Source organism: Hyphomicrobiales bacterium (assembly GCA_016710435.1).
GTDB lineage: Bacteria > Pseudomonadota > Alphaproteobacteria > Rhizobiales > Aestuariivirgaceae > Aestuariivirga.
Genome location: JADJVV010000044.1, coordinates 14,448 through 38,971 on the forward strand (window position 1 = coordinate 14,448; position 24,524 = coordinate 38,971).

Consider the following 24,524-nt stretch of genomic DNA (forward strand, 5'->3'; position numbering starts at 1 on the left):
CATGAGCGTCGTAGCCTGGGACGGCAAGACGATCGCCGCCGACAAGCGCGCCATGTGCGCCGGCGCGCACTTCACCACGACCAAGATCCGGAAGATCAAGCGAGCCGACAGGTTCCCGGAGTACCTGGCCTGGACCGGTGACCAGGACTCCGGCGAGCTGATGGCGTCGTGGTACGAAGCCGGCGCCGATCCCACCGCGTTCCCGGCGTGCCAGAAGGACAAGGGCTCGTGGGCACGCCTGATCGTGGCTGACCAGAACGGCTGCCGGTTCTACGAACGCCAGCCGGTAGCCGTCCGCGTCGAGGACAAGTTCTCCGCCTGGGGCTCCGGCCGTGACTTCGCGCTGGCGGCGATGTACCTCGGCAGTACTGCCCGCCAGGCAGTCGATGTGGCGGCCGCGCTGTCCTCGGAGTGCGGCAACGGCGTCGATTATTTCCACCTATGACAGCTAGAGTCATCATCCACCCGCGCTGCCTCCACGGACCCGCCGCCGGCGCCCTGGAGGCGGTGCTGCACGCCCATGGCTTCGCTACCGGCGAGCTTGCTGTCGGCCCGCCCGGCGAGCGCGGCTACTGCGACCTCGTGCGGCTGATCGACAAGGATGGCGACACGCTGACTCTGGAGCGCATGGACGGCCACCGGTTCGAGCACCGCATCAACACCGACGAGCCGCAGGTGGCGTGATGGAACTTTCTCCCAATCACGCAGGTCAAATTCCAATGGAGAACCAATCGGGCATCTACGAGATCATCAATACCGCGAATGGGAAACGGTATATCGGCAGCGCGAAGAATTTCAATCGTCGATGGCGCCAGCACCGACGGGAACTCCAATCTCAGCGCCATGGCAACCAGAAGCTCCAGCGCGCGTGGGCTAAGTATGGCGAGGAGGCATTCAAATTCCTTCCTATCTTGACTTGTCAGCCAAGTATGCTCTTGTTTTATGAGCAGCAGTTGCTGGATAAGGTGAAGCCCGAGTACAACATCGCGGTAGACGCCCATTCCCCCACGCGAGGAAGAAAACTCGAAGCCGCCCACAAAGCCAAGATCGGTATGGCGCACAAGGGAAAAATAGTCACGCCTGAAACGCGGGCGAAGATGGCCGAGGCAGGGAAGAATCGGATTGTTACTGCCGAGACCCGGCTGAAGTTAAGCCAATTCCAGAAGGGGCGCGTGCATACGGAAGAGCACCTTGCTAACCAGCGGGCGGCAATACGCGCGCGCCGGGCTACCGTTCTGCGGCAGACTGAGGAGGTAGCACGGGCGAAAAAGACGGATGCCCAGCAGAAGCGGCGGGCAGCCAAGCGGGCAGAACGGCATGCAACTCCAGAGTACGCGGAACACCGAGCGGCAATCAGCGCCGCAATTTCCAGTCGCATGAAAGGGAATACGCACCTTCTAGGTAAGACGCTACCCCCTGAGTGGCGGACCGCGATCTCCGCGGGACTTACTGGGGGGAAGCGCACCGAAGAACAAAAGAGCGTGTTATCTGCCGCGCATGTAGGGATACAGCGCTCCGAGGCGTCTCGCAAAAAGCAGTCTGCGGCGATGTTAGGGAAGCCGAAAACCAAAGAGCATACAGCGAACATATCGAAGGGGAAAAAAGGAAAGCCGGGCTTACCACACACGCAAGCGCAAAAAGACAAGATTGCCGCCGCTGTGAAAGCAACACTTGCCGCGAAACGAGCAAAGCAATGCTGAATATCAACCGCACGTTCCCGCCAGTTGTGTCTGCATACATGCAGAGTAATGCGAGGCATAGGTTCATTCTTGGCCCGTTCGGGTCAGGAAAATCAGTCGGGTCACAAACTGACATTCCGCGCCGCGCGGCTATGCAAGCTCCATCGACACTAGATGGGAAGCGGAAAACACGTTTCGCGGTGGTGCGCCAGACCCGACCGCAGCTCCGCTCAACGACCATGAAGACGTGGTTCGACCAGTTTCCAAATGGGTCGCTAGGCAACTACCACGGGCTCACGAACACATACACCATTCGACAGGATGATATTTTTTGCGAGGTCGTGTTTCTCCCACTGGATACAGAAGACGACGTTAAAAACCTGTTGTCATACGAGTTAACCGGGGTGTACTTGAACGAGTTTCGCGACATCCCTCGTGCGATTGTGGAAGCACTCGATGGCCGGATTGGGCGGTACCCCCGAATAGAAGAGGGCGGGCCTACATGGGTCGGCGTTTGGGGGGACTCGAACATGCCTGAGATCGGATCATATTGGCACAGCATGCTAACAGGGCGAAACCCTGATGAGCCAGCAGAAGCGAAGCCGAACAAATGGGACGTGTTCATTCAGCCGCCGGCGATGTTGCGTGACGGCAGTGACTATGTGGTGAACCCTGCCGCAGAGAATTTGCAATTTTTGCCGCAGGACTACTACCCAGCGCTGGTCGAAAACAAGACTGCTGACTATATCCGCACTTATGTCATGTGCGAATACGGCCGCTCGAAGGGCGGGAAGCCTGTCCATCCTCTATTTGATATTGGCACGCATGTAGCGAAGGCCCCGCTGCTACCAGATAAGAACAACCTACTGCTTATCTCGGCTGACTTTGGCTTAACCCCCGCATTCTGTCTAATGCAACAGAATGCGTTCGGCCAGGTACTTGTGTTCGACGCAATCGCCACGTTTGGTATGGGACTGGAGCGGGCGATTGAGGAGAAGCTGCTGCCGCTTTTACGGCGTAAGTATGATGGATTCGACATATTCGTAACGGGCGACCCCGCAGGCGGGACCGGAAGCCAATCGGATGAAGTTTCGTGTGCGGATGTATTCCGTCGGTACAAAAACAAAGGGCTCGGCAAAATAAAATTTGCGTGGTCCAACGCTCCAGTTCACCGCCAAGGCGCGCTTGACTACTTCCTATCCCGCAACGGCGACTACGGTCGCAAAATGTTTCTGGTTGACCCTGGTGCGGAAGCGCTGATCGTGGCGTTAGGCGGCGGCTACATGTTCAAGATTTTTAAAGACGGTAGGCTAACTGCTGAAGTAGATAAAACCAACGAACACAGCCATATTGGGGAAAGTTGCGAATATGGTTGCATGTATTTCGAGCGCGGCGGCCGTCGGAAAGCCGAAAACACCGAACGCGGCGCCGTCCGCGCGCCGGCGAACGTCAACCCATACGCCACACCACGCTAAGGAAAAATCATGGACACCCCAACCCTACCCCCTGCCATCAACGACGACGCACTCAACGGGCTCGGCCGGCGCATCTTCGCCCTGTGGCCGACGCATGTCAGCGACCGCCGTCAGATCGAAGAGCGCTGGATGAAGAACCTCTATCAGGTGCGGAAGATATATGACCCTGAAGTGCTGAGTATGATACCGGCGGATAGGTCAAAGGCATATCCCGGCATGACGGCGTGGATGGTGCGCGGCACAATTGCAAGGCTAATGCAAATGCTCTGGCCACAGACCGAGAAGAACTACGGCGTGCGGGCGTCGCCGCTGCCCGACCTGTCGACCGAGCAGTTGCAGCAGGTACTCGACAGTCTGGTGCAGGAGAAGGCGCAGGGCGGCGACGCCTCGCAAGTCGAACTCAGCGACGCCGAAATCGAGAAGGGCATCCGCGAGTTCGCCAAGGGTAAGGCCGAGTCGATGGAGAAGAAGATCGACGACGACCTCCAGGAGATGGAGTTCGTCACGCTGGCGCGCAAGGTCGTGCGGTCGGCGACGATCTACAATATTGGCATACTGACGGGGCCGTTCCACAAGAAGGTAAAGGCGCGCACCTGGCGGCGCGACGTCAACACCGGCGCCTACAAGGCCGTAGAAGTCGACAAGTACAAGCCGCTGTTTGAGTTCCTGCCGGTGTGGAACCACTACCCCGACATGACGGCTACCGACCTGACGAAACAGGACGGCAAGTTCGACAGGCACATCATGACGCGCGCCGAGGTAGAAGAACTCGCGCAGCGCCCCGACTTCATCGCGACGAGGATAACCGACTACCTGGAACGCAACCAGTCGGGCAACTACAAGGCACAGTGGTGGGAGTCCGTGATGAAGGGCGAACCCAAGAGTGCGCAGGCGGCGATCTCCGGCAAGGAAAGCCGAAAGTACGAAGTGCTGTCGTACTGGGGGCACGTCACCGGGCACGAACTGCGCGGCGCCGGCGTGACTATCGCCGACGCCGACCTCGGGCGATCGTTCCACAGTAACGTGTGGATGATCGACGACGTCACCATCAAGGCGAAGTTGGCGCCGCTTGGCGAGACTGTCCAGCACCACCACATCTTCGTGTTCGAGGACGACGACCTGTCCATCCTCGGCAACGGGCTGTGCGACACGCTGCGCGACTCGCAGGTCAGCCTGAACGAAACGGTGCGCGCCGCCCTCGACAACGCCGGCGTGATCGGCCCCATGGCGGAGATCAACACCGACATGCTGACGCCGGGCCAGTCCATGGCACTCAGCAAGCACAAGTCGTGGCTGCGCGAGAGCAACGGCGGCCAGTCCGACGCCATACCGGCGGTGCGCAACGTCAGTATCGACAGTCACATCCACGAGCTGCTGCCGCTGATCCAGTTGTTCCTGAGCTTCGGCGACAAGGAGTCCGGGCTGCCGCCGGCGTCGCTGGGCGACACGTCGGGTGGCGGCAGCGAGGCGCTTCGCACGCAGCGCAACGCCAGCATGTTCCTCGGCGCCGCCGCGCTGCCGGTGCGCGACACCGTGCGTAACTACGACACCTTCACCATATCGATGATCTCGGCGCTCGTGGCGTGGAACAAGAAGTACGACGCCGACCAGAGCCGCGACGGCGACCACAACATCATTGCCCGCGGCTCGACGAGCCTGATCGCGAAGGAAGTGCTGGCGCAGTCGCTCGCCGAGTTCAAGGCGAGCCTGACGCCAGACGAGTTGCCGCACATCAAGCCGCGCGCCCTGCTGATCGAACGCGCCAAGGCCAACGACATCCCCATCGACGACCTGATGGAGGACGAGGACAAGGCCGAGCAGATCATCCAGCGGAACGCCCAGGCAGCAGGCCGCCATGGCCCAAGGCCAGATGGACCTCGTCACCGCCAGGTCAAGGAGGTTCTCAGCAAGGCGCTGGAGCACGAGGCCAAGGCATCATCCGAGCAGGCGGCGGTCGGAACGACGGTGTTGCAGACCATCATCGACGCCATCAACACCGGCAACAAGCACAGCGTCGACCGGGCAAAAACGCTGGTGGCGGCGCATGCAGCCGACACGGGACGGCAGGTCGGGCACGCGCAGGCCTTGACGGCGGCACACGGCGCCGATACGGCGCGGCAGGCGGCTAGCAGACCCGCGACAGGGGCAGCGACATGAACGTGATCAAGCAGGAACAACACAAGACCGAACTGAACATTTTCCAGTGCCGGAACGAAGGCGGCCTGCAAGCCATGCGCGACTGGCTGTACGCGCGGCAGGCCCGCATCAATACGGAGTGGATTGGCATGGCGGGCGACGACTTGATCCGAGAACAAGGCGAGGCGCGCGTCGTGGCCCGGCTGATAAAGCTGATCGACGACGGCCCCGCCATCAAACAACTACAAGGAGCATGACATGGCAACCGAGAACGATGATTTTGACGCCGCATTTGCGGAGGTAGTGGCCGCGATGGATGCGGCCCCCGCGCCGGCACCAGCACCTGAGCCCGCGCCGTCTCCCATGCCGACTCCCGCGCCGACTCCAGCACCTGAGCCAGCGCCCGAGCCCGCGCCGGCGCCGGAGGCCGCCCCTGAACCGATCGAAGCGCCCGCAGCTGCCGCGGCGCCAGCACCTGCCTCCGCGCCAGCACCTGCCCCCGCGCCAGCACGCCCCCGCCACACCGCCCCTGCGCCGGCACCGGCAGAGACGCCGGAAGCCAGGGCGGAGCGCGAGGCCCTGGAGGAAAGTATCACGCCCTACGCGCCGACCGAGGACGAAGTCGCGGCCCTGGAGCAGTTCAGGAAGGAGTTTCCGAGCGAGGCCAAGGCCATCGACGCCCGCCTCAAGTCGATCGACCGCGACATAAACGCCAGGGTATACAAGGCCGTGCAGAAGTTCGCCGAACAGATGGAGGCCCGGCTGGCGCCAGTTGAGAACACGGTGACGACATCAGCTATCGAGGCCCACGTTGCCGCCCTGCACGCCGCGCACACCGACTACGACGCCGTGATCGCGAAGGTGCCCGCGTGGATCAAGACGTTGCCGTCGTACGCGCAGGCTGGCGCGCAGGCGGTGTACGACCGCGGCACGACGCAGGACGTGATAGCCTTGGTGAATGACTTCAAGAAGGCGACTGGAGTAGCCACCCCGGCCGCGCCTGCACCAGCGCCCGTTCCGAAGCCGCCTCCTGCTGGAGCCGAAGACCTGACGCCGGTCGGCTCGCGGCGCGTCGCCGTGACGCCGAGGGGCACCCCGGACCCCAATGACTTCGCGGGGGCTTTCGCCGAGGCCGTGGCGGCCATGAAGTAACCCCCTTGCACAAAAGGTAAAAAGGTGGAATACTGGTTATATGAATGATCGAACCCTAACCTAACGCGAGGAGATCTCCGTGGCGCTTACCAACCCCTTGACCGAAAAAGACATTGCCGCAGCGATCGTTGACCCCGAGGTAAAACGGCTTCTGCGCCAAATGCTCGCCGGCACTACGATGCAACTCGAAGCTGGCGCCGGCATCACTTCCGGTACCGGCACCGTGTATCGATCCAGTGTCACGAAAGACAACGGACTCATTACCACCACGATCCTCATCGATCTCACGGGCCTGGCGTCATCCACTACTGACCTCGACATCATCGGCGTCGGCACCAGTCCGGCGCACATCGGTCAGGTCTCCGTCGCCCGCAGCGGCACGCTACTCAGCGGCAGAATGACCTGCCTTGAAGTCCCCGCCGGCGGCGTCGCCGACATCGACCTGTATTCCGCCACCGAAGGCACCGGCGTGTTCGACGGCGGCGTCGCCGCCCTCACCGAGACCGCGCTGATCACTGCTGGCGGCAACTGGACTCTGGCTTTGGTTAAGGCGATTGCTCAGCCGGCCGCGACGAGCCAGTATCTGTACTTGACCGGCGGCGCCGCCGGCACGGCCGCCACGTACACGGCCGGCAAGTTCCTGATCGAGCTGCAAGGATACGACGCCTAAGACCGACCGCATCATGCCGATTCCATAGGTGAGCCGGCAGAGGACGCTAACAACACCCAAACTCACCGAAAGGAAACACCATGACCACCGCTCTCCTGACGTCCGGCGACATCTCCAATCGCACGGCAGCGTATGCCATTGCCCCCCTCCTGAAGCGCCACGACGCCGACATGGTTCTGGAGAAGTTCGGCCAGACGTTCGTGATGCCTACCAATTCGACGAACGTCGCCAAGTTCCGGCGCTACGAAGCCCTGCCGTTGGCTACCACGGCGCTCGTCGAAGGCGTGACGCCCAGCGGCACCAAGCCGACCATCACTGACTACACGGCCACGCTGGAGGAATTCGGCGACTTCATCCCGTATTCCGGCTTCATGCAGGACACCCACGAAGATCCGCTGCTCAAGGAGTTTTCGTCGCTGTGCATGCAGCAGGCGGCTGAGACGGTCGAGACGCTGCGCTGGAACAAGATCAAGGCCGGCACGCAGGTCGGCTACGCCAACGGCGGCATCACGACCGTCAATACGCCGATCACCCTGGCTGCGCAGCGCACGGCGACCGCCGCCCTGCTGCGCCAGCGCGGCAAGTACATCAACGAGGTCGTGTCGTCCAGCCCGGACTTCCGCACGGAACCCGTCGAGGCCGGCTTCGTCGCCATCCATCACCCCGACGTGACCAACGACATCCGCAACATGCAGGGCTACATCCCGGCCAAGCAGTACGCCGGGCAGACCAAGCTGTTCCCTGGCGAGCACGGCTCCGTCGAGGACGTGCGGTACTGCCGCAGCGTGTTGTTCACGCCGTACCTCGGCGCGACCGGCGTGTATGGCGGCGCCTCGACCACGATGCGCAACACCGGCGGCTTCGCCGACGTGTATCCGGTCATTTACCTTGGCAGAGACGCCTACGGTATCGTGCCGCTGAAGGGGTCGAGCGCCATGTCGCTGATCGCCCACAACCCTGGCTCGTCCGGCACCGCCGACCCGCTGAACCAGCGCGGCACGCTGGGTTGGAAGTGCGCACAAACATCGTTGATTTTGAACGATTTGTGGGGGTATCGTCTTATGGTGGCCGTCACGCTGTAATCCACTCTGCTTGGGGCTACGGCCCCGGCGTCGAACCAACTTTTTAGGAGACTCACATGACCACCCCTACCAATCTGTCCAACATCAACTGCGGTCCGGTCCAGCGCACGCAGGGCTCGATCAGCGGCACCTACACGGCGGCTTCCGACGTGTCCACCACGAACAACGCCTCAATCGCCGCCGGCGTGATGACACTGACGCTGGGCTTCAGTCCGGTGTACTTCAAGATCACCAACATCACCGACCGCATCACCCAGGAGTGGTACAAGGGCATGAACTCCGGCGACTACCTCGAAACCGTCGCCGCCGGAACTCGCACCCTTGAGACCGACGACAAGATCGTCGTCGCTACCCGCACCGGCACCGGTGGTTCTGCCAGCCAGTCCGGCGGTTCGGCTGATACAACGCCGGCCGGCGTCGTTACCGTCACGTTTGACTCCGGCATCTGCACGGACAACGATACGGTAGTGTGGTTGGCCGAAGGCTAAACCGTGTCCGATACCTACCGCGTCTCGATCGAACGTCTGGAGAACGGGTTTGAAGTAACCGTGCCAGACGTTCCCGCGATCGAGGCGGCGAAAAAGGCGGCGAAAAAGGCGGCGAAGAAGAGTAGTGGTAAGGGCGGCGCAGAGCTGTGCAACCCCTACACCGGCAATATGACCAAGAGCTACGCGGCGGCGACGGTGCCGGACGTGATCAAGATCATCGAGGCTGCGCTCAAGAGCATCCCGCAGCAAGAGTTTGAAAGTGCGTTTGCCGAGGCCTCACGCATGGCGAACGAAGAAGATTGACTCCACACACCTAAAAACAGGAGCCTGAATCATGAGCAAACTGAACGACAAATTCACCGGCACGCCGGAAGCCGACGAGACTGAAGCCCAGCGCGTCGCCCGCCTCCGCATCAAAGCCGAAACGCAGGCCGCGCAGGAGTTCGACGAGGACGCCGTCACGCCAAGTTCCTCGCCGAGGCCCGCGACAAGCGTATGAAGGTGCTGTCTGGCGACGACGTCGAGTTGCCCACCGACACGCGCGGTTTCCCGCTGGATTACGACAAGATTGAGATCTTCCGCGGCCAGAACAAGCAGGACCTGCCCTACGTGCCGCTGTCGTTGGGGGGCCTGTGTATCAAAGTCCCTCGCGGCAGGGAAGTGATTGTCCCGCACGCCTTCGTGGAAGACTGCCTGGCGTTATGTGTCGAAGATATAACGATCCAGAGCCAGGGCGGGTACGTCACGCGACCAGTACAGCGTTTCCCATATTCCGTCAAGGGCAAGGCTACGCCGGAAGAGTACAAGGCGTTCCAGGAGCGCGAGAAGGATCAGGCGTTGCGCGAGACCGCTCTGGCGGCGTAAGGAGCTGTTATGACGCTTGAGGATATGCTGGCGTACTGTGCGTCGGAAGTCCTCGACGACCGTACGGAACTCGTGGAAGGCGACAACGACGACTTGTGGTCGGATGCGTTTTTGTGTCGCCAGTTCAACGAAGCCGCCAGAATCCTCGCAAGACGCGCGTGGGCAATCGTCGAGTACGGCGTCGCGCCGGCCGGCATCATAACGCTGCGCACCGGCGTGTCGTTGTACCATCTCCATCCCAGTGTTCTAAGAGTTTTCGACAGCACGCCGGCAAACCAGACCGCCGTTCTTGGCCGCACGGAAGACGCGCAGCTTCGCGACACGAGCCTGGGAACCCCATACCCCGGTGACGTGTTCAACGCCGTCGAGTACGGCATGGCAGCCAGCTTGGCCGGCGGCTTCGCCACGCTGTCTGGCGCCCCCTTCGCGATCGCCTCTGATGCGGGGTCGCGCACCGTCCGCGTGTTTCCGCCACCCACGTCGGCCCAGAACGGCCTACGTGTAGCGATGAAGGTGGCGCGGCTGCCGATCAACGAACTCACGCTTGACGACGTCGAAGCCGAGCCAGAGGTTCCCGCCGAATTCCACCTGCAACTCTGCGAATTCGCCGCAGGCAAGGCCCTTACTTTACCCAATGTGGATGCCGACCAGAAGGTAGAAGGACGACGCCTGCTGACCGCGTTCGACGAAGTGGTGCGGCAGGCCCGGCAGGAACGCCAGCGGGCCGAAGCCAGTACCTATCGGTGGGGATTCAGTAGCGCCACCGCAACGCTGGGGCGCTAGTGGTGGACAACAGCAACGCGGCGCCGCTAGACCCCAAGGAGGGCCTGTTCGCCTTCGACAACTTCCGCGGCCTGCGGAACACAGTCGGTGCCGACGCGTTCGCGCCCGGCGACCTGACGGCGGCGCTGAACGTGGACATCGACGACGCCCTTGGCATCGGTCGTCGTCGCGGCTTCTCGACCGTCGTCACCGCCTCTGTCGACCGCGACGTATGGGCGAACGACGGCGTATGCCTGGGTGTCGGCGGCGACGCCCTGAAGTTGATCAACCCCGACTACACCACGACGACGCTGCGCGCCGGCCTGACGCCGGGCAGGCCGCTTGCCTACGAGATGGTGGGCCAGCGTGTGTTCTGGTCGAATGGCGTCGAGAGCGGCGTCGTGCAAAACGGCGCCAGCCGATCTTGGGGGCTCGCCGTGCCCGGCTGGCCGGCAGCCGCTGCTGTCGGCGGCGACCTGCTGGCGGGGCTGTACCAGTACGCCGTGACGTACCTCCGCAGCGACGGTCAGGAGAGCGGCGCCAGGATAGCCGGCACGATCACGCTGGGCTCTACCGGCGGCGTATCGCTGTCATCGGTGCCGGTCTCTGCCGACCCCACGGTAGCGCTCAAGGCCATCTACGCGACTTCGGTAGGCGGCGAGACCCTGTACCAGGTCGGCATCATACCGAACGCCCAAACCACATTCTTGATCGACACGATCCGGCCGGGCGCGTCGCCGCTGATCACGCAGTTCCTCCAGCCGCCACCACCGGGCGACGTCATCGCGAACTACAACGGCAACCTGCTTGTCGCGGCAGCCGACTACGTGTATCCGAGCGAGCCCTACTCGCCCGAGTTGTTCGACTTCCGCAAGTCCGTGCCGTTCGGCGGCGACGTCACCATGCTGGCCCCCATGCCGGACGGCAGCGGCATGTATGTGGGGACGTCGGGCCGCCTGATCTGGATACAGGGGGACTCTCCCGACGCGTGGCGGTACCAGGAGATCGCCCAGTACGGCGTGATCCCCGGCACCCTGGCGTACGGCGACAGCAACCTGCTGGGGCAGGGCGGCACCGTCGGTAAAGTCGCGTTCTTCGCCACGCAGCGGGGCCTGTGCGTCGGCAAGCCGGGCGGGCAGGTGCTCAACCTGACCGAAGACCGGTTCGCCTACCCTATCCAACCTCGTGGCGCCGGCGTAGCCCGCCGGCATCGTGGCATCGGGCAATACGTCTGCACTATGCAGGGCGCCGAGACCGCCGGCAACGTGGTGGCGTGATACACTGAATCAATACACCCCAACACACATCTAAAAGGAGTAATTATTATGGCGCTACGTTTCTCTCCCGCCCTCCAGAATTTCATCGCGTCTACCGGTTCATGGAAGGACGCCCTAGATGGGGGCATAATCGAAGTCTATACGGGCTCGCAGCCAGCCACTCCTGATCTCGCGGTCACCAGGCACGCTGCTCGTCACCTTCACATCTAGTGGTGACGCGTTCCCCGAAACCCGAGCGCTGGGCGTCCTGACGCTGTCGGTACGGGGCCGGGTCTGTCGACACCCTCACGCTGCTCGGCAAGGAACTCATGGGTAGCTCGACGGCGTACAACACATCTCTGATTCAGACGGCGGCCGACGTATGCCTCAAGATCAACCGCAACCCCAAGAACAAGTGGGTAACGGCGACGAACAGCGGCACGGCAGTCATCACGCTTACCGCCGTGCCGGGGCTCGGCGCGCTCCTGAACTCCGCCGCGCTGACGATCACATCGACTACGCTGACCTCTGCCGTCACCAGTACGACATTCGGCTCCGGCACCGGCGGCGGCACAGCTGGCGTGGATGCGGTCAACGGGCTCAAGATGGACTACAACGCCGCCGCCGGCCTGATCACCAAGGACGTGACGCAGACATGGTCTGGCACGGCAGTAGCAGTCGGCACGCAGACTGCCGGGTGGTTCCGAGTCAAGGGGTCCGTGTCTGACGCCGGCGCACTGGATTCGGGTGCCGTACCTTCGCATGGATGGTGCCGTGGCCACGTCTGGGGCTCAGATGAATATGAGTTCCACCAGCATCACGTACGGCGCCGTGCAGACCCTGAGCGCGTTCAACTTCACCGTTCCGCGGCATAATTCTTCCTACCCTGCCTAAGACAAGGCGGGGGTAAGGAGCGTGCGTCATGTCTGACCAATTTGTAGCCTGTACGTTTGGCGGATCTGGAGCGGCACATCGCCTGACGGCATAACGTGGACCGCGCGATCCATGCCGTCTTCCGCGAATTGGCAGGTGATATCGCGCAACGCGTCTGTATATTGCGCCATAGCGGTGGTCAGCGGCACCTGCGCTACTTCACCCGATGGCATAACGTGGACTGCGCAGTCCATGCCGTCTTCCTCGAATTGGCGGTCGATAGCATGGAACGGGTCGGTGTTCTGCGCCGTAGCAGACACCACGATCGCGGCTACATCTCCGGACGGCATCACCTGGACTGCCCAGACGCTACCGTCATCTGGCACCTGGATATCGCTGGCGTGGAACGGGACGGTGTTCTGTGCCATAGCGTACGGCGGCACGGCGGCAGCCACATCCGCTAACGGGGCTAGTTGGACCTCAAGGACGCTGCCGGCATCAGCGAATTGGCGTGAGATAGCGTGGAACGGCTCAGTGTTCTGTGCCATAGCGTACGGCAGCGCCAATGCCGCCACATCGCCCGACGGCATAACATGGACACTTAGAACGCTTCCGTCATCGACTAACTGGGTCGACATTGCATGGAACGGCTCGGTGTTCTGTGCGATATCGGAGACTGGCACGACCGCAGCCACGTCTCCAGACGGCATCACTTGGACGCCGCGAACGCTGGCAGTAAGCGGATGCAATTCTATAGCCTGGAACGGGTCGGTGTTCTGCGCTGTAGCAGGCACCACGAATGCCAATACGTCTCCGGACGGCATCACCTGGACAGCGCGTTCCATGCCATCATCTGGCACCTGGCAAGGCGCGATAGGGACCATGCCCTACCTTATAGGTGCAGCGCTAGGGTCGGTAGGAGTATCTGCAACTTCACCCACACTAGATACCGGGTCGAATGGTGTCGATGTATCGTCGGCGGCGCCAATACTGGGCATCACACATCTCCCACGTACCGGGTTAGAGTGCGCGGCTCCGGCACCCATCTTGTATGCCGAATCACTTGTTGGGGCTGACGTGACGGTAGATATCGCCGCCCCAGCCACCCAAGTTGAGATCGGGTGGGCGAGCATAGACTTGGCGGCACCAGCACCAACGTTTGACACTACGCTCCTAGTAGGGGGGGTCGTCACAGTCACCGCAGTCGCGGCGACACCGCTCCTGTCGACCGACGCCATCAACCCCGCCATCATCACGGCGGACATGGCGGCGCTGCCGCCGCAGTTGAGCGCCGCCATAGCAGCCGGCAACGTAATCGAGGCGGCGCTGCTTGCCCGCGCCCCGACGCTGCAAGCCCAGGCGCTGACTGGCGCGGTTGGGGCGCTGATCCTCGGCGCCGCCACACCTATCATGGCGGCAGCCGGATATCCAGCGTACATAGTCATGGCATCCGTCGTCGCGTCGCCGCCGTACCTCAGCGCGACAGTAGTGGCGGCGCTATCGGCGAACTTATCGCACGTGGGCGCTGAACACGCGCCGCGGTGCGCTCACGGAGTACAACGCCTTCGAGTTCCAACAGTTATGCCGTGTTCAATGGCAAGGTTGTCGCCGCTGGCCCGGCGGGGCTTGTCGAGATCGGGCTACAGAGCGACGACGCCGGCGTGCCGATCAACAGCACAGTGACTACTGGGCAGGAGTCGTTCGGCTCGTCGGAGCACAAGCGTGTGCCGCGCGCGTACACCAGTTACAGCACGGACGGCGACATGAGGTTCTCCACGATCACAACCGAGGGTGGCACGCGAACCTACGCGCTCGACTGGAACCACCTGCATGGCATACAGCAGCGCCGCGTGCCGGTCGGCAAGGGGCCGAAATCACGTTTCTGGCAGTTCTCGGTGACCAACGTGGGTGGCGCCGACTTCTCGCTGAACGACGTGCTCGTGATGCCGACCAAGCTCCGCCGCCGGGTGATGTAGCAGGCGGCATGGGAAACGTACGGCTACGACTGATCTGCGCGAAAGAGGACGCCGACGAGGCTGCGCAGGCGCACGCGCTCACCAAGAATATACGAATCGGCGAGCGCAAGGCGTTGCTGATCAACGATAAAGTATGCATCATCACTAGGAGCGCCGCGGAGAAGCGGGTCATCGTGGTTTCGGGCGGGTTCGACTTCACGTTCAATCCAGTAGCGTCCGCGTTACCTCCTGATCCAGACGATGTACGGGAGAACTACAGGAACGGAGTAAGCGGGGTCAGAGTTACTGAGTCCACCGCTGACGAACACCCGCTGCTGTCTGTAGGCGATCGGCTGCCAGGCAGATTGGTCATGCACGCGACGATAAACAAGGACACCGATGTGGTCGCATACACACCCCAGTTGGGCGTATGCGGGACGAGTACGTGGTACGGCGATTCGCCGAACGTGATAAGTTGGCACGGCATAGGAAGCATGGATGCGTGCGGAAACGACTACAGGGAGTTCTCGACCTCGGCGGCCGGCACGTTCTACACACAATTGGCATACGAGCGCACGTACTACCCGCGGCGGTCAGAAGCATATACTGCCCCCGATAGCGCGTTTCATTTGTTTGGAGATCGGTACTTCACTGTCACCGAGCCAGAATTAGGGTATGGCAGTCACTGCGCCGTCTACCGTAATGGCAAGCGCGTGGCGGTGGTGCCGTGGCCCGTGACAGCCGCATGCGAGGTCATGGTCGACGACAAGCCACGCCTGCGCGTGCTGTGCGTGCGGTGGTTCGTTGACCCCATACAGACGAATCTAGTGCAGGGTAATCCAGACCTGTTCTTCGAGGCATACAGCTTCACCGGGTTCTATCTGTATGACGAGCGCGAGGATGGAACGTTCGACGTAAAGATTATCGAAGTGCCATACATCAACCTGAGCACGCTGTCTAACGAGTCGATTCTCGCCCAAGCCCCACATTTCAGTGCTGACGGCTCGGTGTGCGCCGGCATTCTGGAAACCGGCTGGGGGCTGCGACCAGCAAGTATTATTGGCAGGACTTCGGCAGCAAGAACGTGCATGCGGCGGTAGCCTATGTGTTCAGCATCGACTGCGCGACGGCAGTATGTACTCTGGCGCAACCGGCATGCGTAGCCAAGATCCAGCGTGACGCCGCCGCGGCTGTGGATTCTAGGTACGAGCACGTCGAAACGAAGCAGACGCTGTGCGGTGTACCCTACCGCCGGCGGGCAGTTCCACGACGATGATCCGCACCGACAGCAAAACAGTTACCAAGAGTCACGCGGACTCGGAGGCCACGCAATATGCGAATGACGAATACGTATGGCGCGGCGGTACTGAAGCCATAGCGAGGGCGGCTAATATTCAGACAGTAATAGATATTACAGCCGCATGTCCACCACTATTGCAGGCGTGGTACTTGGCTGAGAATGGGGCTCCGGTTACTAGCAATCAGTACGTGTCATTCCAAAGCTACGGGAATAGTTATCTCGACCCTGACCTAGATCATACATATAGCGAATACCTCCCGGGGTCTTCAGGTGTACAGGCGCCTCTGTGGTCTGTCGGACTACTGAACGGGGATCTGTATTCGCCCGCAGCGTACACATCTGCATACTTGGCCGATCTTTTGGAGCGCTATCAGGTTGTTTATGGGAACATTACTCCCGATCAAGATGGGGTTATATTCAATGTTAATGGGCAAGCAACCTATAGAACGCAGACAACGGTGCGCACTCAGGATATAGGCATTGATGGTGCATCGATAGTAAGCGGGGCGGAAACCAGCGTTGACGTAACCGCCGGTCGGGATGTCGGTTTTGCAGGGCCTGGGCTGGTGTTCAGGTATATCAATCAGAATTCTTTTTCGACGGTAAGAAGTGGCCGAAATGTGTACTTTCAGTGGATCGTACTCTCGGGTGGAGTAGAGCCTACCCGGCTTCAAATACCACGGCGGCGCCGATGGACAAAGTTAGGGTGGCGGCGGCGGATATGCGGAAGGGGGCGGCAGTAATAAAGAACAACACGCAGAACACCTACCTGTTCCACGGGGTCAGGAACACGCAGATATGAGCTACGCAGTCGATATCGAGGAGTATTGGATGCTGGACTTCCAGCAACTGCCGGGGTGCCGACTGAACGCGAGCACGCTGCGTTTCTTCGCCGTGCACGCCGACATGCCGTGGTACTTCATCGGCAGGCCGACGACAGTGAACCGGCTGGTGCTCACGCGCACTGAAGTAGACCTGCCAGACGTCACGGATGGCGTGCCGGCGCCTAACAAGGCTGACACCGCCATGGCCTTTGTGACTCGAAAACTATGATACTATGTAGCATAGGCCATAGGAGTCTTACTACATGAATCGGGGTGCATGATGGCATTTGCTGAGGATCTTGCCGCCCAGCAGGCGGTTGTTGCGGACTTCACTGAGCAGGCGCAAAGCTATCTGGATTCCCTTCTGGAAGCCACGGAAGTTAGCTTCTCGAATGGGTTCAATATTGACTCCATTCTCCCAGATGCGTACAACTACGCCACTGTCCCCCACATCAATGACTCTCTACAGCAGGTAGGATTCAATCCGAACATCGCGATCGTGTCAGCTGCGGTGCCCACGCCCCCGACGTTGTCGTTCTCGACCGTCGCTGATGTCGCCGTGCCTGATCTGACAGCGGTTCCGCCGACGCTGAACTTCCCCGCTGTCCCTAGTTCTAACCTCCCGAATTCCCCGAATGCCGCGCCGAGTTTCACGTCGCCGACGATACCTACTGCGCCGCTGCTCAATCTCCCCGCAGTGCCGACGTTTGCCGCGCTGGCACTGCCTGATCCGCCGTCTATAGCGCTGCCGTCGTTCAGCGCGATCCCCCCGCTGGATGACTTGGTCGCCCCGACCGCGCAGTTCCAGTTCGCGGAGGCCGCCTACGATTCCATCCTGCTCGACCCCCTGAAAGCCATCCTCCTCGACAACTTGGTCAACGGCGGCTACGGCATCGAGACCGCCGACGAGATCGCGCTGTTCAACCGCGCCCGCGACCGCGAAGTCGAAGCCATGATGTCGAGGATCGGCGACGCCGGCCGCGCGATGGCTGCCCGCGGCTTCCCGCTGCCGCCCGGCGAGCTGAGCGTCTACGTCGACAGGGCATATCAGGAGATGCAGGACAAGGTGTCGTCGGCGTCACGGGACATCACGCTGGAGCGCAGCAAACTCTTTGTGGAGAATCGCCAATTCACCCTTCGCGAAGTCAAGGACGTCGAGCAGATCCTCATCAACTTCCACAACGCCGTGCAGGAGCGCGCCCTGAATGTGGCCCGGCTGACAATAGAGTTCTCCGTTGCCATATTCAAGGCCCTCGTGGAGCGGTACAGTGCTCGCGTGAACGCCTACCGCGTGGAAGCCGAAGTGTTTGCCGACAAGATCCGCGGCGAACTGGCCAAAGCTGAGATATACCGTGCGCAGGTAGAGAGGCGGTGAACGTCGGCGCGCAACTCCAGCGTAACCAGGTCGAGACGTATCTGGCGCAATTGAAGGGCGTGGAGACGACAGTCGGCATCTTCCGTGTGCAGATGGAGGCCGCGAAGGTGCAGGCGGAGATCGAACGCATCAAACTGGAAGCCTATCGATCGCAGGTCGACACCTACACGGCGCAGGTGCAGGCCAAGGTCGCCGAGTTTGGCATGTACCGGTCACAGATAGAGGGCGAGACGGCGAAGGTACAGGCATTTGAAGCCCAGGTGCGGGCGTTCGTCGGCCAGGTCGGCGCCGCCGAGATCAAGTCCAAGGTACAGCTCGGCAAACTCCAGCAGGAGACAGAGCAAGCGCGCCTGAAACTGGCGGCGTATCAAGGGCAGTTGGAGCAGTACAAAGTCGATATAGACCGCCAGATCCAGTCCGGTCGGCTACAGATCGAGTATTTCAATGGGATAGTTGGCGCCACCAAGATACAATGAAGGAATTCTCGGGCGCAGCGCGTTGCAGCAGGAAGTGCTGAAGTCGACAACCCAGCAGAATATCCAGATCAGTGAGATGACGATTGCCGACGCCCGCGCAAAACTGGAAGCTGCTGTGGCGGCGCTCAAATTCAGGACGGAAGGCGCGCACTACGCCAGTGAGAAGTTTTATGCAATCCTAACCCAGTTGATGGGGTCGATAGGCACGCTCTCGGTTGCGATGCAGTCAACGTAAAAGGAACGATCATGGCTACAGGATATGGCGCGACCGCGGGATACGATTACCGCGACTACTATGGCAATTCCCCCGAAGTTCCGCCGGAGCAGAGGGTCACGTTGAAGAACATATTCGGCGCGCTAGGCGGGAACACGGCGCCGGTCAGCTCGCAGTCTACGGACGCCGGGGATAAGATGCGCGCGCTTCTTGGGTTGGCCCCGCTTACTGCCCCGACTGCGGCGCAAGCCGACGTGCGCAAATTGGATAACGCGATTGATGCGAGCAGCCCAGAGATGGTGAACTTCGGGGCTGTACGCGCGCCTACTGCTCCGGCCGCCGCGATAGCAGGTAACTCGGCCCCGTACGGGATGACACCAGTAGATACGGGCGTCTACACAACCGCAGGGCCGAACGGCCCCGTGACTCGCTTCACAGGCGCTGCGGCCGATGCAGAGCGGGCGAAGGATATCGCGGCCAGCCTGGCTCCGAGGACGAACGCCCCGGCCGCCGCCTCGCGGTTTCAAGCTGCCCCCGGCAGCCTGGCGTCATTCTTCGGCGCCGCGATGAACATGAAACGGGATGCGGCTACAGCTTCGGCAGCGCAGGCGCTGGGGATGAAATTGCCGGAGATCATGAAGACGGGCGCCGAGACGGCGAAATTGACGGAACTTAACCGGATCGCTGCTGCGGAACCCGATCTCGAAAAGCGCCGGCTGATCCTGTCGGGTCTACAAGCCTCAGCAGACCGCATTAAAATACCGCTGGCGAATCAGCCTACCATTGGTGCCGACAAGAACATGGTCATAGTCGAGGACGGGGTGCCCAGATCTGTTCCGATCAGACAACAGGGGGCCTTCAGTAAGGGGTCTGATGGGAGAATATACCTGATGGGTACGGACGGCAAGCCGCTGCGTGAGGCGACTGAAGACGAGCGCACGAGGATGGCAAAGAGTTTGGCAGAGCAGGGCGGCACGCGGGGCTAGGTGCTGAGTACATGGCTGCCCCGATTACATACACCCCGGTTGGCGACCTTCTAATCGACCAACTGGTCGAGCCGCCACCGCAGCCCGGCCCGTTCAGGCGCGGCCTGAAGACGGGCGTCGCCGACCTCAAGTCGATCGGCGGCGGCGTTCTCCAGTACGCCGGTCGCGGGCTCGGCGCCAAGCCGCTGGAAGACTACGGCGCCGGCGTCGTGGAGAGCGCCGCCGCCGAGGCCGCGCCGTACCGCATGCAGGTCGAGGATGTCGGCGCCGCGTTCGATCAGGGAGTCGGGCCGGGGCTCGGCGCCGCCGCCGACCTAGTCAAGTACACGGTCGGCAACCAACTGCCGATGCTGGCCACGACCGTCGCCGGCGGTGTCGGCGGCAGGCTGGCGGCTGGCGCGCTGGGGGCCACGCGGGCGGCTGCGGGCGTCAGCGCCGCAGAGAAGGCTGCCGCCGTAGCCAAGACTGCCGCCGGCGTAGCGACGCCGGGAGAGGCGGCCATAGCGTCGGCTGTGAAGGCGGCCGACCTCGGCACCGGGCTCGGTCTCGGCGCCTCGGCTGTCGGCATGGAACTCGGGCAGATCGCTCCCGAAGGACTGAAGCCCGAGAACAACGCCTCGATGCTCCAGATGGCTACGGGCGCGCTCGCCGCCGGCGCCCTGGACACCATGATTCCCGTGTATCTCGCCCGCCAGATGGGGCTGATGGGTGCCGCCCAGCGCGCGCTGACCCCGCGAGCCGCCGGCATCGGTGCCGTTGCCAAGGATGTAGGCGTCGGCGCCGCCAGGGTCGGCGCGTTCGAGGCCGGGCAGGAGACCGCGCAGTCGGCGATCGAACGCGCGTCAGCTAACCAGCCGCTGTCCGGGCCGGAAGCCGGCAGCGATTACCTGAACTCCGGCGTGATGGGCGCCATCATGGGCGTCCTGACCGGCGGCATCGCAGGCGGCGTAAACAGCATGCAGCGTCCGGTAGCCGGAGCGGAGCCCGTCGTGGCGCCACCCACGGAGCCGGCGGCACCCGCAGGCCTTGTCGAACCGGCGCCGGCGCCCCCCACCCCCGAAGCCATGCACGCCGACCTCGTGGCGCAGCACGCCGCCGCGACGGAACAACTGACGTCGCTGGGGCAGGCCGTAACGCAGGCCCAGCAACAGCACGACGCGCTGGTGGCTGCCCGCGCGCAACTGGACAACGAGTCCAAGATGGAGCCGGCCAGCGGCGCACCAAGAGCGAACTCACGGTAGCCAAGAAGGCGGCGACGGCGCAGATCAAGGCCGCGCGAGCACAGATCGAGGAACTCGGCGGCCAGGTGTTCGCCGCCAGGAACATGGTGGATGCACTGACTCCACAGATAGAGACTGCACGACAAGCCCTAACCCCACAAGGAGATACCAATGGCCTGCAAATCGAAGGGCAAGCGCCCGCCCAAGAAGTAACACCACTGACCTTCCCCACCATCGACTATCCCGGCACGCCGACGCCGTACGAGCGCACGGGCACCGTGCCCGACCTGGTACAGCCGGAGATCGCCGCTCGCGCCGCGCCGCTGGGCTCCGACACCATCGCCGACCCGAACCTGCCGGCGCCGGCTGAGGCCGAGCAGGTCGACCGCGCCGTGAAGGGCGTCCACGCGCTGTTCCGCGAGCAGCGCATGCCGCTCACCACGACTGAGGAAAGCCTCGCCACGCCGCCGCTGACTCGCCGCGAAGTAGCGCTTGCCAGAGTCGAGCAGCGCGCGCCGCGAGAGGCCGTCAAGAACGAGGCCGCCGCACAGATGGCAGCCGTCGAAGAGAACGCCATGGCGGTGATCGAGCCGCTGGCCGCGACGATGGCGGCAACCAAGACGAAGACCCCCAAGGGGCAGGCCAAGGTCGCCGCCAAGTTTGCCAAGGCGATGCGCGGCGTCGTGCAGGAAGCCGCCAAGACCGGATCCATCGAGGCGGCGCAGCAGTACGTCACCAAGAACCTGCCGACCGCGTTGAAGGGCCTCGGCGTGACTGCCGACGCCGTCGACATGGCCAAGGCCGTGAACGCCGGCGTCGGGCTGGCGCGGACTCAGTTCTCGAAGGGGGCGACAGAACCACAGACATCGCCGCGCCAGTCGATACAAGAGAGGCTCGAAGCAGGCAGAGCACGGCGCGCAAACGATCTGATTGCAGATTATGTCGCGTCTGGAGAACGCGGATCAATCTACCATGTTCGGAGTGATGGCACTAGCACGCGCGTAACTGAGGGCGGGACGCAGTTCCAGCGCTACCCAGTCCGGTTTGTGACTGAGAACGTGGCGAACAATCTATTGGGCTTGCGGGATAATTTCCCGGACTCGAAATTCACAGTCTCGTTTTCGGGCACCTCCGGTACTGTGTCTCAGGATGGCGTAGCCGCGTTTGAGTTTCAGGCGCGACCTAAGCCTGAAATCGGACTGCACCCAGTTGAAGATGGTGGCAGTTATGGCCCGCACGTAGGTAGCAAACTCAAGAGCGTGAGGCGAGAGGCCGCTGCGAACGATGGAACTAAATCCGGTGATCTGAAGTGGGAAGCGGCTAAATTTTTCCACGCAAACAAAGAGTACCTGACCGCAGACGAATGGAAGAAAGTACAGGCTGGCATGCAGTCCGAATCCCGCGCCGCCCTAACCCAAGACGAGTTCGAGGCCCTATCCCCAGCAGCCAAGACGGCGGCGCTGGACGCCTACACGCAGGCCATGCGCGCCAAGGGCACGGCGCTGCTCGCCCGGCTGCTCGGTCTCATCGGCGACCGGCCTGAACTTACGGTGTCGACCTTTGCCGCCGCGCCGGGTGGTCACATCGGCTCCTACACGCGCGTCGGCCCGCTCAAGGCAGTCATCAGCATGGCGACCAACGCCAAGGAGGGGCTGAGCGTAGCCGACCACGAGGGCTACCACTTCGCCGAGGACTGGCTGCTGACTGGCGGCGAGAAGAAGGTTGTCGCCAACGCGCTGCGCGACGGCAAGCCGCTGTTCGAGCAACTGAAGCAGAGGCTCCAGCAGTACGACCGCGAGAACGGCACCCGGCTGACCGACGAAGTCACTGGCGTCCCGGCCGAGGCGCGGGCCTACGCCTTCGAGTTCTGGCGGCGCGGTGAGTTCCAGGCTGACGGCGCGCTCGCCCGCGCCTGGCAGAAGATCAAGCAGTTCTTCGAACGCGTCGCCAACGCCGTCAACGGGTTGGGGTTCCAGTCGATCGAAGACGTGTTCGTCGCGCTGGCTAGCGGCCAGATGGCGGAACGCGAGATGGTGGCGCCAGAGGGTCGGGCGGCGTACGAGTCGCGGGCGCGCGGCAACTCGTGGTACTACTCGGCGCTGACTGACGCCGTCGCCGCCATGCCGACCCGGCAGGCGAGCGCGCAGGGCTGGCGGGATCAGATCAAGGGGTTGGTAGCCAGGGGCGCGGTCAAGCAGGTCGAACTCGACGCCGTCGGCTTGAACGAGTGGCTGGACTTGCAGGCCGGGATGCCCATCCACGAGTCGGGGTTCGCCGTCATAGAAGAGTGGAGAGACGGTAGTGGCCCGTGGGAGCAGGTCGATGATCTCGGCATGTACGCGCGCACCAGAGCGGAAGCGGAGCAGACGGTTGCCAGTCTCGGCGCGGCGCGGAGTGACAGCGGCGCGCAGGCCCGGTACTCGATCAAGGCGCTACCTAACATCGACTTCGGAAAGAAGGGCGGCGGCAAGATCACCAAGGACCAAGTCATGGCGTTCCTTGGCGAGCACGGCGTTCAGGTTCAGGAAGTGATGTTGGGTGAACGATCATCGCTGCGCATAGAGACCGATGGACAAGGCGAGTTCAATGTCATCGATAATGTAACAGAGGAAATTTTGTCCGTTGGCAATTCGTATCCGCAGGCAGAAGCCTACCTCGAACGACACAACGATAAATATACCGCAGACATCAAATTCTCCGGCTACCAACTACCGGGCGGCACGAATTACCGCGAGTTGCTGCTGACTTTGCCGGATGCAAGACTCGATGAGTATGAGCGTATTATGTCGAAGAGGGCAGGTGGAAGAGTGTTGACGCAAGACGAAGTGGATATACTACGCAACCCGCCAGACGTCAACAACGAGTTCCGCTCCTCCCACTTCGACCAGCCGAACATCCTCGCCCACGTCCGCTTCAACGAGCGCGTCGACGCCAGCGGCCGCCGCGTGCTGTTCCTGGAAGAGCTTCAGTCGGACTGGGCGCAGAAAGGGCGGAAGGAGGGGTTCAAGCCTGACACTACAGGATGGCGCGCAGAAGACACAGGGCGATTCTCGTCCGACGGCAAATCATACCGCGTGTATGACGCAAAGGGACGCGAAATTGGCGAGCCAGGAATAGGATGGGGCGCGCGCTCAGAGGAGGCAGCAATAAAGTTCGCTGCTGAGCGACAAGGTGGACCCTTTTCCGCCCCCTTCGTCGGCAAGACCGAAGCCTGGACCGCGTTGGTGCTGAAGCGCATGATCCGCTACGCCGCCGAGAACGGCTTCGACCGCGTGGCGTGGACGACGGGCGAGCAGCAGGCGGAGCGGTATGACCTTAGCAAGCATATTGACTCACTCCACTATGACCCCTACAACAAGCAACTGTCGGCGCGTAAGGGCGGCCAGCAGGTGCTGAAGGAACAAGGCGTCACGCCTGAGAAGATCGCCGATTATGTTGGCAAGGATGCGGCGCAGAAGTTGTTGGAGACCGAACTCAACGGGGCCGGTAATCACGAACTGAAGGGGGTAGACCTCAAAGTCGGCGGCGAAGGCATGAAGGGCTACTACGACAAGATCGTGCCGTCAGTAGCCAACGAGATCCTGCGGAAGCTCGGCGGCGGGAAGGTGGGGAGTAAGGGGGTTGCATACGCAGTGGGCACCCGCTGTTCGGACAACAGGGACATAAGCGGTAGTCAGGCTGGATGATGGTCATTCGGCCTTTTTGTCCAGACGAAGGAAAACGCGCAGGCGCTCGAC

General features: G+C 62.2%; 26 protein-coding genes. 25 read left to right on the forward strand and 1 reads right to left on the reverse strand.

What is annotated here, in order from left to right; genetic code table 11:
- Position 1: 1 nt before the first annotated feature.
- The 16 genes from IPM06_21380 (at position 2) to IPM06_21455 (ending at position 12,439) form a co-directional block, all read left to right on the forward strand.
- Complete coding sequence (locus IPM06_21380; GenBank protein ID MBK8772964.1) at positions 2-445, forward strand: hypothetical protein; 444 nt, start codon at positions 2-4, stop codon at positions 443-445.
- On the forward strand, positions 442-684 hold the full coding sequence (locus IPM06_21385; protein ID MBK8772965.1) for a hypothetical protein: 243 nt from the start codon (positions 442-444) through the stop codon (positions 682-684). The genes IPM06_21380 and IPM06_21385 overlap by 4 nt, the downstream gene beginning before the upstream one ends.
- Positions 684-1,700 carry a GIY-YIG nuclease family protein gene (locus IPM06_21390; protein MBK8772966.1) on the forward strand — a complete coding sequence of 339 codons (1,017 nt, stop codon included), beginning with the start codon at positions 684-686 and terminating at the stop codon, positions 1,698-1,700. Before IPM06_21385 ends, IPM06_21390 begins: the two co-directional genes overlap by 1 nt.
- 509 nt (positions 1,701-2,209) lie before the next feature.
- Complete coding sequence (locus IPM06_21395; GenBank protein ID MBK8772967.1) at positions 2,210-3,154, forward strand: hypothetical protein; 945 nt, start codon at positions 2,210-2,212, stop codon at positions 3,152-3,154.
- Between the two features lie 9 nt (positions 3,155-3,163).
- Positions 3,164-5,311: a hypothetical protein gene (locus IPM06_21400; GenBank protein ID MBK8772968.1), complete on the forward strand. Its 2,148-nt coding sequence runs from the start codon at positions 3,164-3,166 to the stop codon at positions 5,309-5,311.
- The gene (locus IPM06_21405) at positions 5,308-5,547 is read left to right on the forward strand and encodes a hypothetical protein (GenBank protein MBK8772969.1); all 240 of its coding nucleotides are present in this window, start codon (positions 5,308-5,310) and stop codon (positions 5,545-5,547) included. The genes IPM06_21400 and IPM06_21405 overlap by 4 nt, the downstream gene beginning before the upstream one ends.
- 1 nt (position 5,548) lies before the next feature.
- A complete protein-coding gene (locus tag IPM06_21410; GenBank protein ID MBK8772970.1) occupies positions 5,549-6,442 on the forward strand; it encodes a hypothetical protein in 894 nt (297 codons plus the stop codon).
- A 79-nt stretch (positions 6,443-6,521) separates the two neighbouring features.
- Positions 6,522-7,112, forward strand: a complete 591-nt coding sequence (locus IPM06_21415; GenBank protein MBK8772971.1) for a hypothetical protein — start codon at positions 6,522-6,524, stop codon at positions 7,110-7,112.
- 80 nt (positions 7,113-7,192) lie between these two features.
- Complete coding sequence (locus IPM06_21420) at positions 7,193-8,194, forward strand: N4-gp56 family major capsid protein (GenBank protein MBK8772972.1); 1,002 nt, start codon at positions 7,193-7,195, stop codon at positions 8,192-8,194.
- A 56-nt stretch (positions 8,195-8,250) separates the two neighbouring features.
- Positions 8,251-8,682 carry a hypothetical protein gene (locus IPM06_21425; protein ID MBK8772973.1) on the forward strand — a complete coding sequence of 144 codons (432 nt, stop codon included), beginning with the start codon at positions 8,251-8,253 and terminating at the stop codon, positions 8,680-8,682.
- 3 nt (positions 8,683-8,685) lie between these two features.
- On the forward strand, positions 8,686-8,985 hold the full coding sequence (locus tag IPM06_21430; GenBank protein MBK8772974.1) for a hypothetical protein: 300 nt from the start codon (positions 8,686-8,688) through the stop codon (positions 8,983-8,985).
- A 31-nt stretch (positions 8,986-9,016) separates the two neighbouring features.
- Entirely contained in the window at positions 9,017-9,181 is a 165-nt protein-coding gene (locus IPM06_21435) for a hypothetical protein (GenBank protein MBK8772975.1), read from the forward strand.
- Complete coding sequence (locus tag IPM06_21440) at positions 9,178-9,546, forward strand: hypothetical protein (protein ID MBK8772976.1); 369 nt, start codon at positions 9,178-9,180, stop codon at positions 9,544-9,546. Before IPM06_21435 ends, IPM06_21440 begins: the two co-directional genes overlap by 4 nt.
- A gap of 9 nt (positions 9,547-9,555) precedes the next feature.
- Positions 9,556-10,329 carry a hypothetical protein gene (locus tag IPM06_21445; GenBank protein MBK8772977.1) on the forward strand — a complete coding sequence of 258 codons (774 nt, stop codon included), beginning with the start codon at positions 9,556-9,558 and terminating at the stop codon, positions 10,327-10,329.
- A 2-nt stretch (positions 10,330-10,331) separates the two neighbouring features.
- Positions 10,332-11,585: a hypothetical protein gene (locus IPM06_21450; GenBank protein MBK8772978.1), complete on the forward strand. Its 1,254-nt coding sequence runs from the start codon at positions 10,332-10,334 to the stop codon at positions 11,583-11,585.
- A gap of 308 nt (positions 11,586-11,893) precedes the next feature.
- Positions 11,894-12,439 carry a hypothetical protein gene (locus IPM06_21455; GenBank protein ID MBK8772979.1) on the forward strand — a complete coding sequence of 182 codons (546 nt, stop codon included), beginning with the start codon at positions 11,894-11,896 and terminating at the stop codon, positions 12,437-12,439.
- Positions 12,440-12,484: 45 nt separating this feature from the next.
- Here the strand turns inward: IPM06_21455 and IPM06_21460 are convergent, their stop codons facing one another.
- Complete coding sequence (locus tag IPM06_21460) at positions 12,485-13,282, reverse strand: hypothetical protein (GenBank protein ID MBK8772980.1); 798 nt, start codon at positions 13,280-13,282, stop codon at positions 12,485-12,487.
- A 741-nt stretch (positions 13,283-14,023) separates the two neighbouring features.
- Here IPM06_21460 and IPM06_21465 point away from each other — a divergent pair.
- The 9 genes from IPM06_21465 (at position 14,024) to IPM06_21505 (ending at position 24,473) form a co-directional block, all read left to right on the forward strand.
- Positions 14,024-14,413 carry a hypothetical protein gene (locus IPM06_21465; GenBank protein ID MBK8772981.1) on the forward strand — a complete coding sequence of 130 codons (390 nt, stop codon included), beginning with the start codon at positions 14,024-14,026 and terminating at the stop codon, positions 14,411-14,413.
- Between the two features lie 8 nt (positions 14,414-14,421).
- On the forward strand, positions 14,422-15,492 hold the full coding sequence (locus tag IPM06_21470; protein ID MBK8772982.1) for a hypothetical protein: 1,071 nt from the start codon (positions 14,422-14,424) through the stop codon (positions 15,490-15,492).
- Positions 15,493-16,490: 998 nt separating this feature from the next.
- Entirely contained in the window at positions 16,491-16,745 is a 255-nt protein-coding gene (locus IPM06_21475; protein MBK8772983.1) for a hypothetical protein, read from the forward strand.
- 48 nt (positions 16,746-16,793) lie between these two features.
- The gene (locus IPM06_21480; GenBank protein ID MBK8772984.1) at positions 16,794-17,891 is read left to right on the forward strand and encodes a hypothetical protein; all 1,098 of its coding nucleotides are present in this window, start codon (positions 16,794-16,796) and stop codon (positions 17,889-17,891) included.
- The gene (locus IPM06_21485) at positions 17,888-18,367 is read left to right on the forward strand and encodes a hypothetical protein (protein MBK8772985.1); all 480 of its coding nucleotides are present in this window, start codon (positions 17,888-17,890) and stop codon (positions 18,365-18,367) included. The genes IPM06_21480 and IPM06_21485 overlap by 4 nt, the downstream gene beginning before the upstream one ends.
- A 22-nt stretch (positions 18,368-18,389) precedes the next feature.
- Positions 18,390-18,602, forward strand: a complete 213-nt coding sequence (locus IPM06_21490; GenBank protein ID MBK8772986.1) for a hypothetical protein — start codon at positions 18,390-18,392, stop codon at positions 18,600-18,602.
- A gap of 11 nt (positions 18,603-18,613) precedes the next feature.
- On the forward strand, positions 18,614-19,567 hold the full coding sequence (locus IPM06_21495; protein ID MBK8772987.1) for a hypothetical protein: 954 nt from the start codon (positions 18,614-18,616) through the stop codon (positions 19,565-19,567).
- A gap of 11 nt (positions 19,568-19,578) precedes the next feature.
- Positions 19,579-20,808 (forward strand): hypothetical protein, encoded by a 1,230-nt coding sequence (locus IPM06_21500; protein ID MBK8772988.1) that lies wholly within the window; start codon positions 19,579-19,581, stop codon positions 20,806-20,808.
- An 83-nt stretch (positions 20,809-20,891) separates the two neighbouring features.
- Positions 20,892-24,473 (forward strand): hypothetical protein, encoded by a 3,582-nt coding sequence (locus tag IPM06_21505; protein ID MBK8772989.1) that lies wholly within the window; start codon positions 20,892-20,894, stop codon positions 24,471-24,473.
- The last annotated feature ends 51 nt before the right edge of the window (positions 24,474-24,524 follow it).

Bases quoted from the DNA above. Each gene is read 5' to 3' on its own strand.
- IPM06_21425 (MBK8772973.1), top strand. From the start codon at position 8,251: ATGACCACCCCTACCAATCTGTCCAACATCAACTGCGGTCCGGTCCAG.
- IPM06_21480 (MBK8772984.1), top strand. From the start codon at position 16,794: ATGATGGCATTTGCTGAGGATCTTGCCGCCCAGCAGGCGGTTGTTGCG.
- IPM06_21460 (MBK8772980.1), bottom strand. From the start codon at position 13,282: ATGGAACGCGCTGTCCAGGTGATGCCGTCCGGAGACGTATTGGCATTC.
- IPM06_21445 (MBK8772977.1), top strand. From the start codon at position 9,556: ATGACGCTTGAGGATATGCTGGCGTACTGTGCGTCGGAAGTCCTCGAC.
- IPM06_21500 (MBK8772988.1), top strand. From the start codon at position 19,579: ATGGCTGCCCCGATTACATACACCCCGGTTGGCGACCTTCTAATCGAC.
- IPM06_21390 (MBK8772966.1), top strand. From the start codon at position 684: ATGGAACTTTCTCCCAATCACGCAGGTCAAATTCCAATGGAGAACCAA.
- IPM06_21395 (MBK8772967.1), top strand. From the start codon at position 2,210: ATGCCTGAGATCGGATCATATTGGCACAGCATGCTAACAGGGCGAAAC.
- IPM06_21400 (MBK8772968.1), top strand. From the start codon at position 3,164: ATGGACACCCCAACCCTACCCCCTGCCATCAACGACGACGCACTCAAC.
- IPM06_21455 (MBK8772979.1), top strand. From the start codon at position 11,894: ATGGGTAGCTCGACGGCGTACAACACATCTCTGATTCAGACGGCGGCC.
- IPM06_21410 (MBK8772970.1), top strand. From the start codon at position 5,549: ATGGCAACCGAGAACGATGATTTTGACGCCGCATTTGCGGAGGTAGTG.
- IPM06_21495 (MBK8772987.1), top strand. From the start codon at position 18,614: ATGGCTACAGGATATGGCGCGACCGCGGGATACGATTACCGCGACTAC.
- IPM06_21420 (MBK8772972.1), top strand. From the start codon at position 7,193: ATGACCACCGCTCTCCTGACGTCCGGCGACATCTCCAATCGCACGGCA.
- IPM06_21440 (MBK8772976.1), top strand. From the start codon at position 9,178: ATGAAGGTGCTGTCTGGCGACGACGTCGAGTTGCCCACCGACACGCGC.
- IPM06_21435 (MBK8772975.1), top strand. From the start codon at position 9,017: ATGAGCAAACTGAACGACAAATTCACCGGCACGCCGGAAGCCGACGAG.
- IPM06_21380 (MBK8772964.1), top strand. From the start codon at position 2: ATGAGCGTCGTAGCCTGGGACGGCAAGACGATCGCCGCCGACAAGCGC.
- IPM06_21470 (MBK8772982.1), top strand. From the start codon at position 14,422: ATGGGAAACGTACGGCTACGACTGATCTGCGCGAAAGAGGACGCCGAC.
- IPM06_21475 (MBK8772983.1), top strand. From the start codon at position 16,491: ATGAGCTACGCAGTCGATATCGAGGAGTATTGGATGCTGGACTTCCAG.
- IPM06_21505 (MBK8772989.1), top strand. From the start codon at position 20,892: ATGGTGGATGCACTGACTCCACAGATAGAGACTGCACGACAAGCCCTA.
- IPM06_21385 (MBK8772965.1), top strand. From the start codon at position 442: ATGACAGCTAGAGTCATCATCCACCCGCGCTGCCTCCACGGACCCGCC.
- IPM06_21405 (MBK8772969.1), top strand. From the start codon at position 5,308: ATGAACGTGATCAAGCAGGAACAACACAAGACCGAACTGAACATTTTC.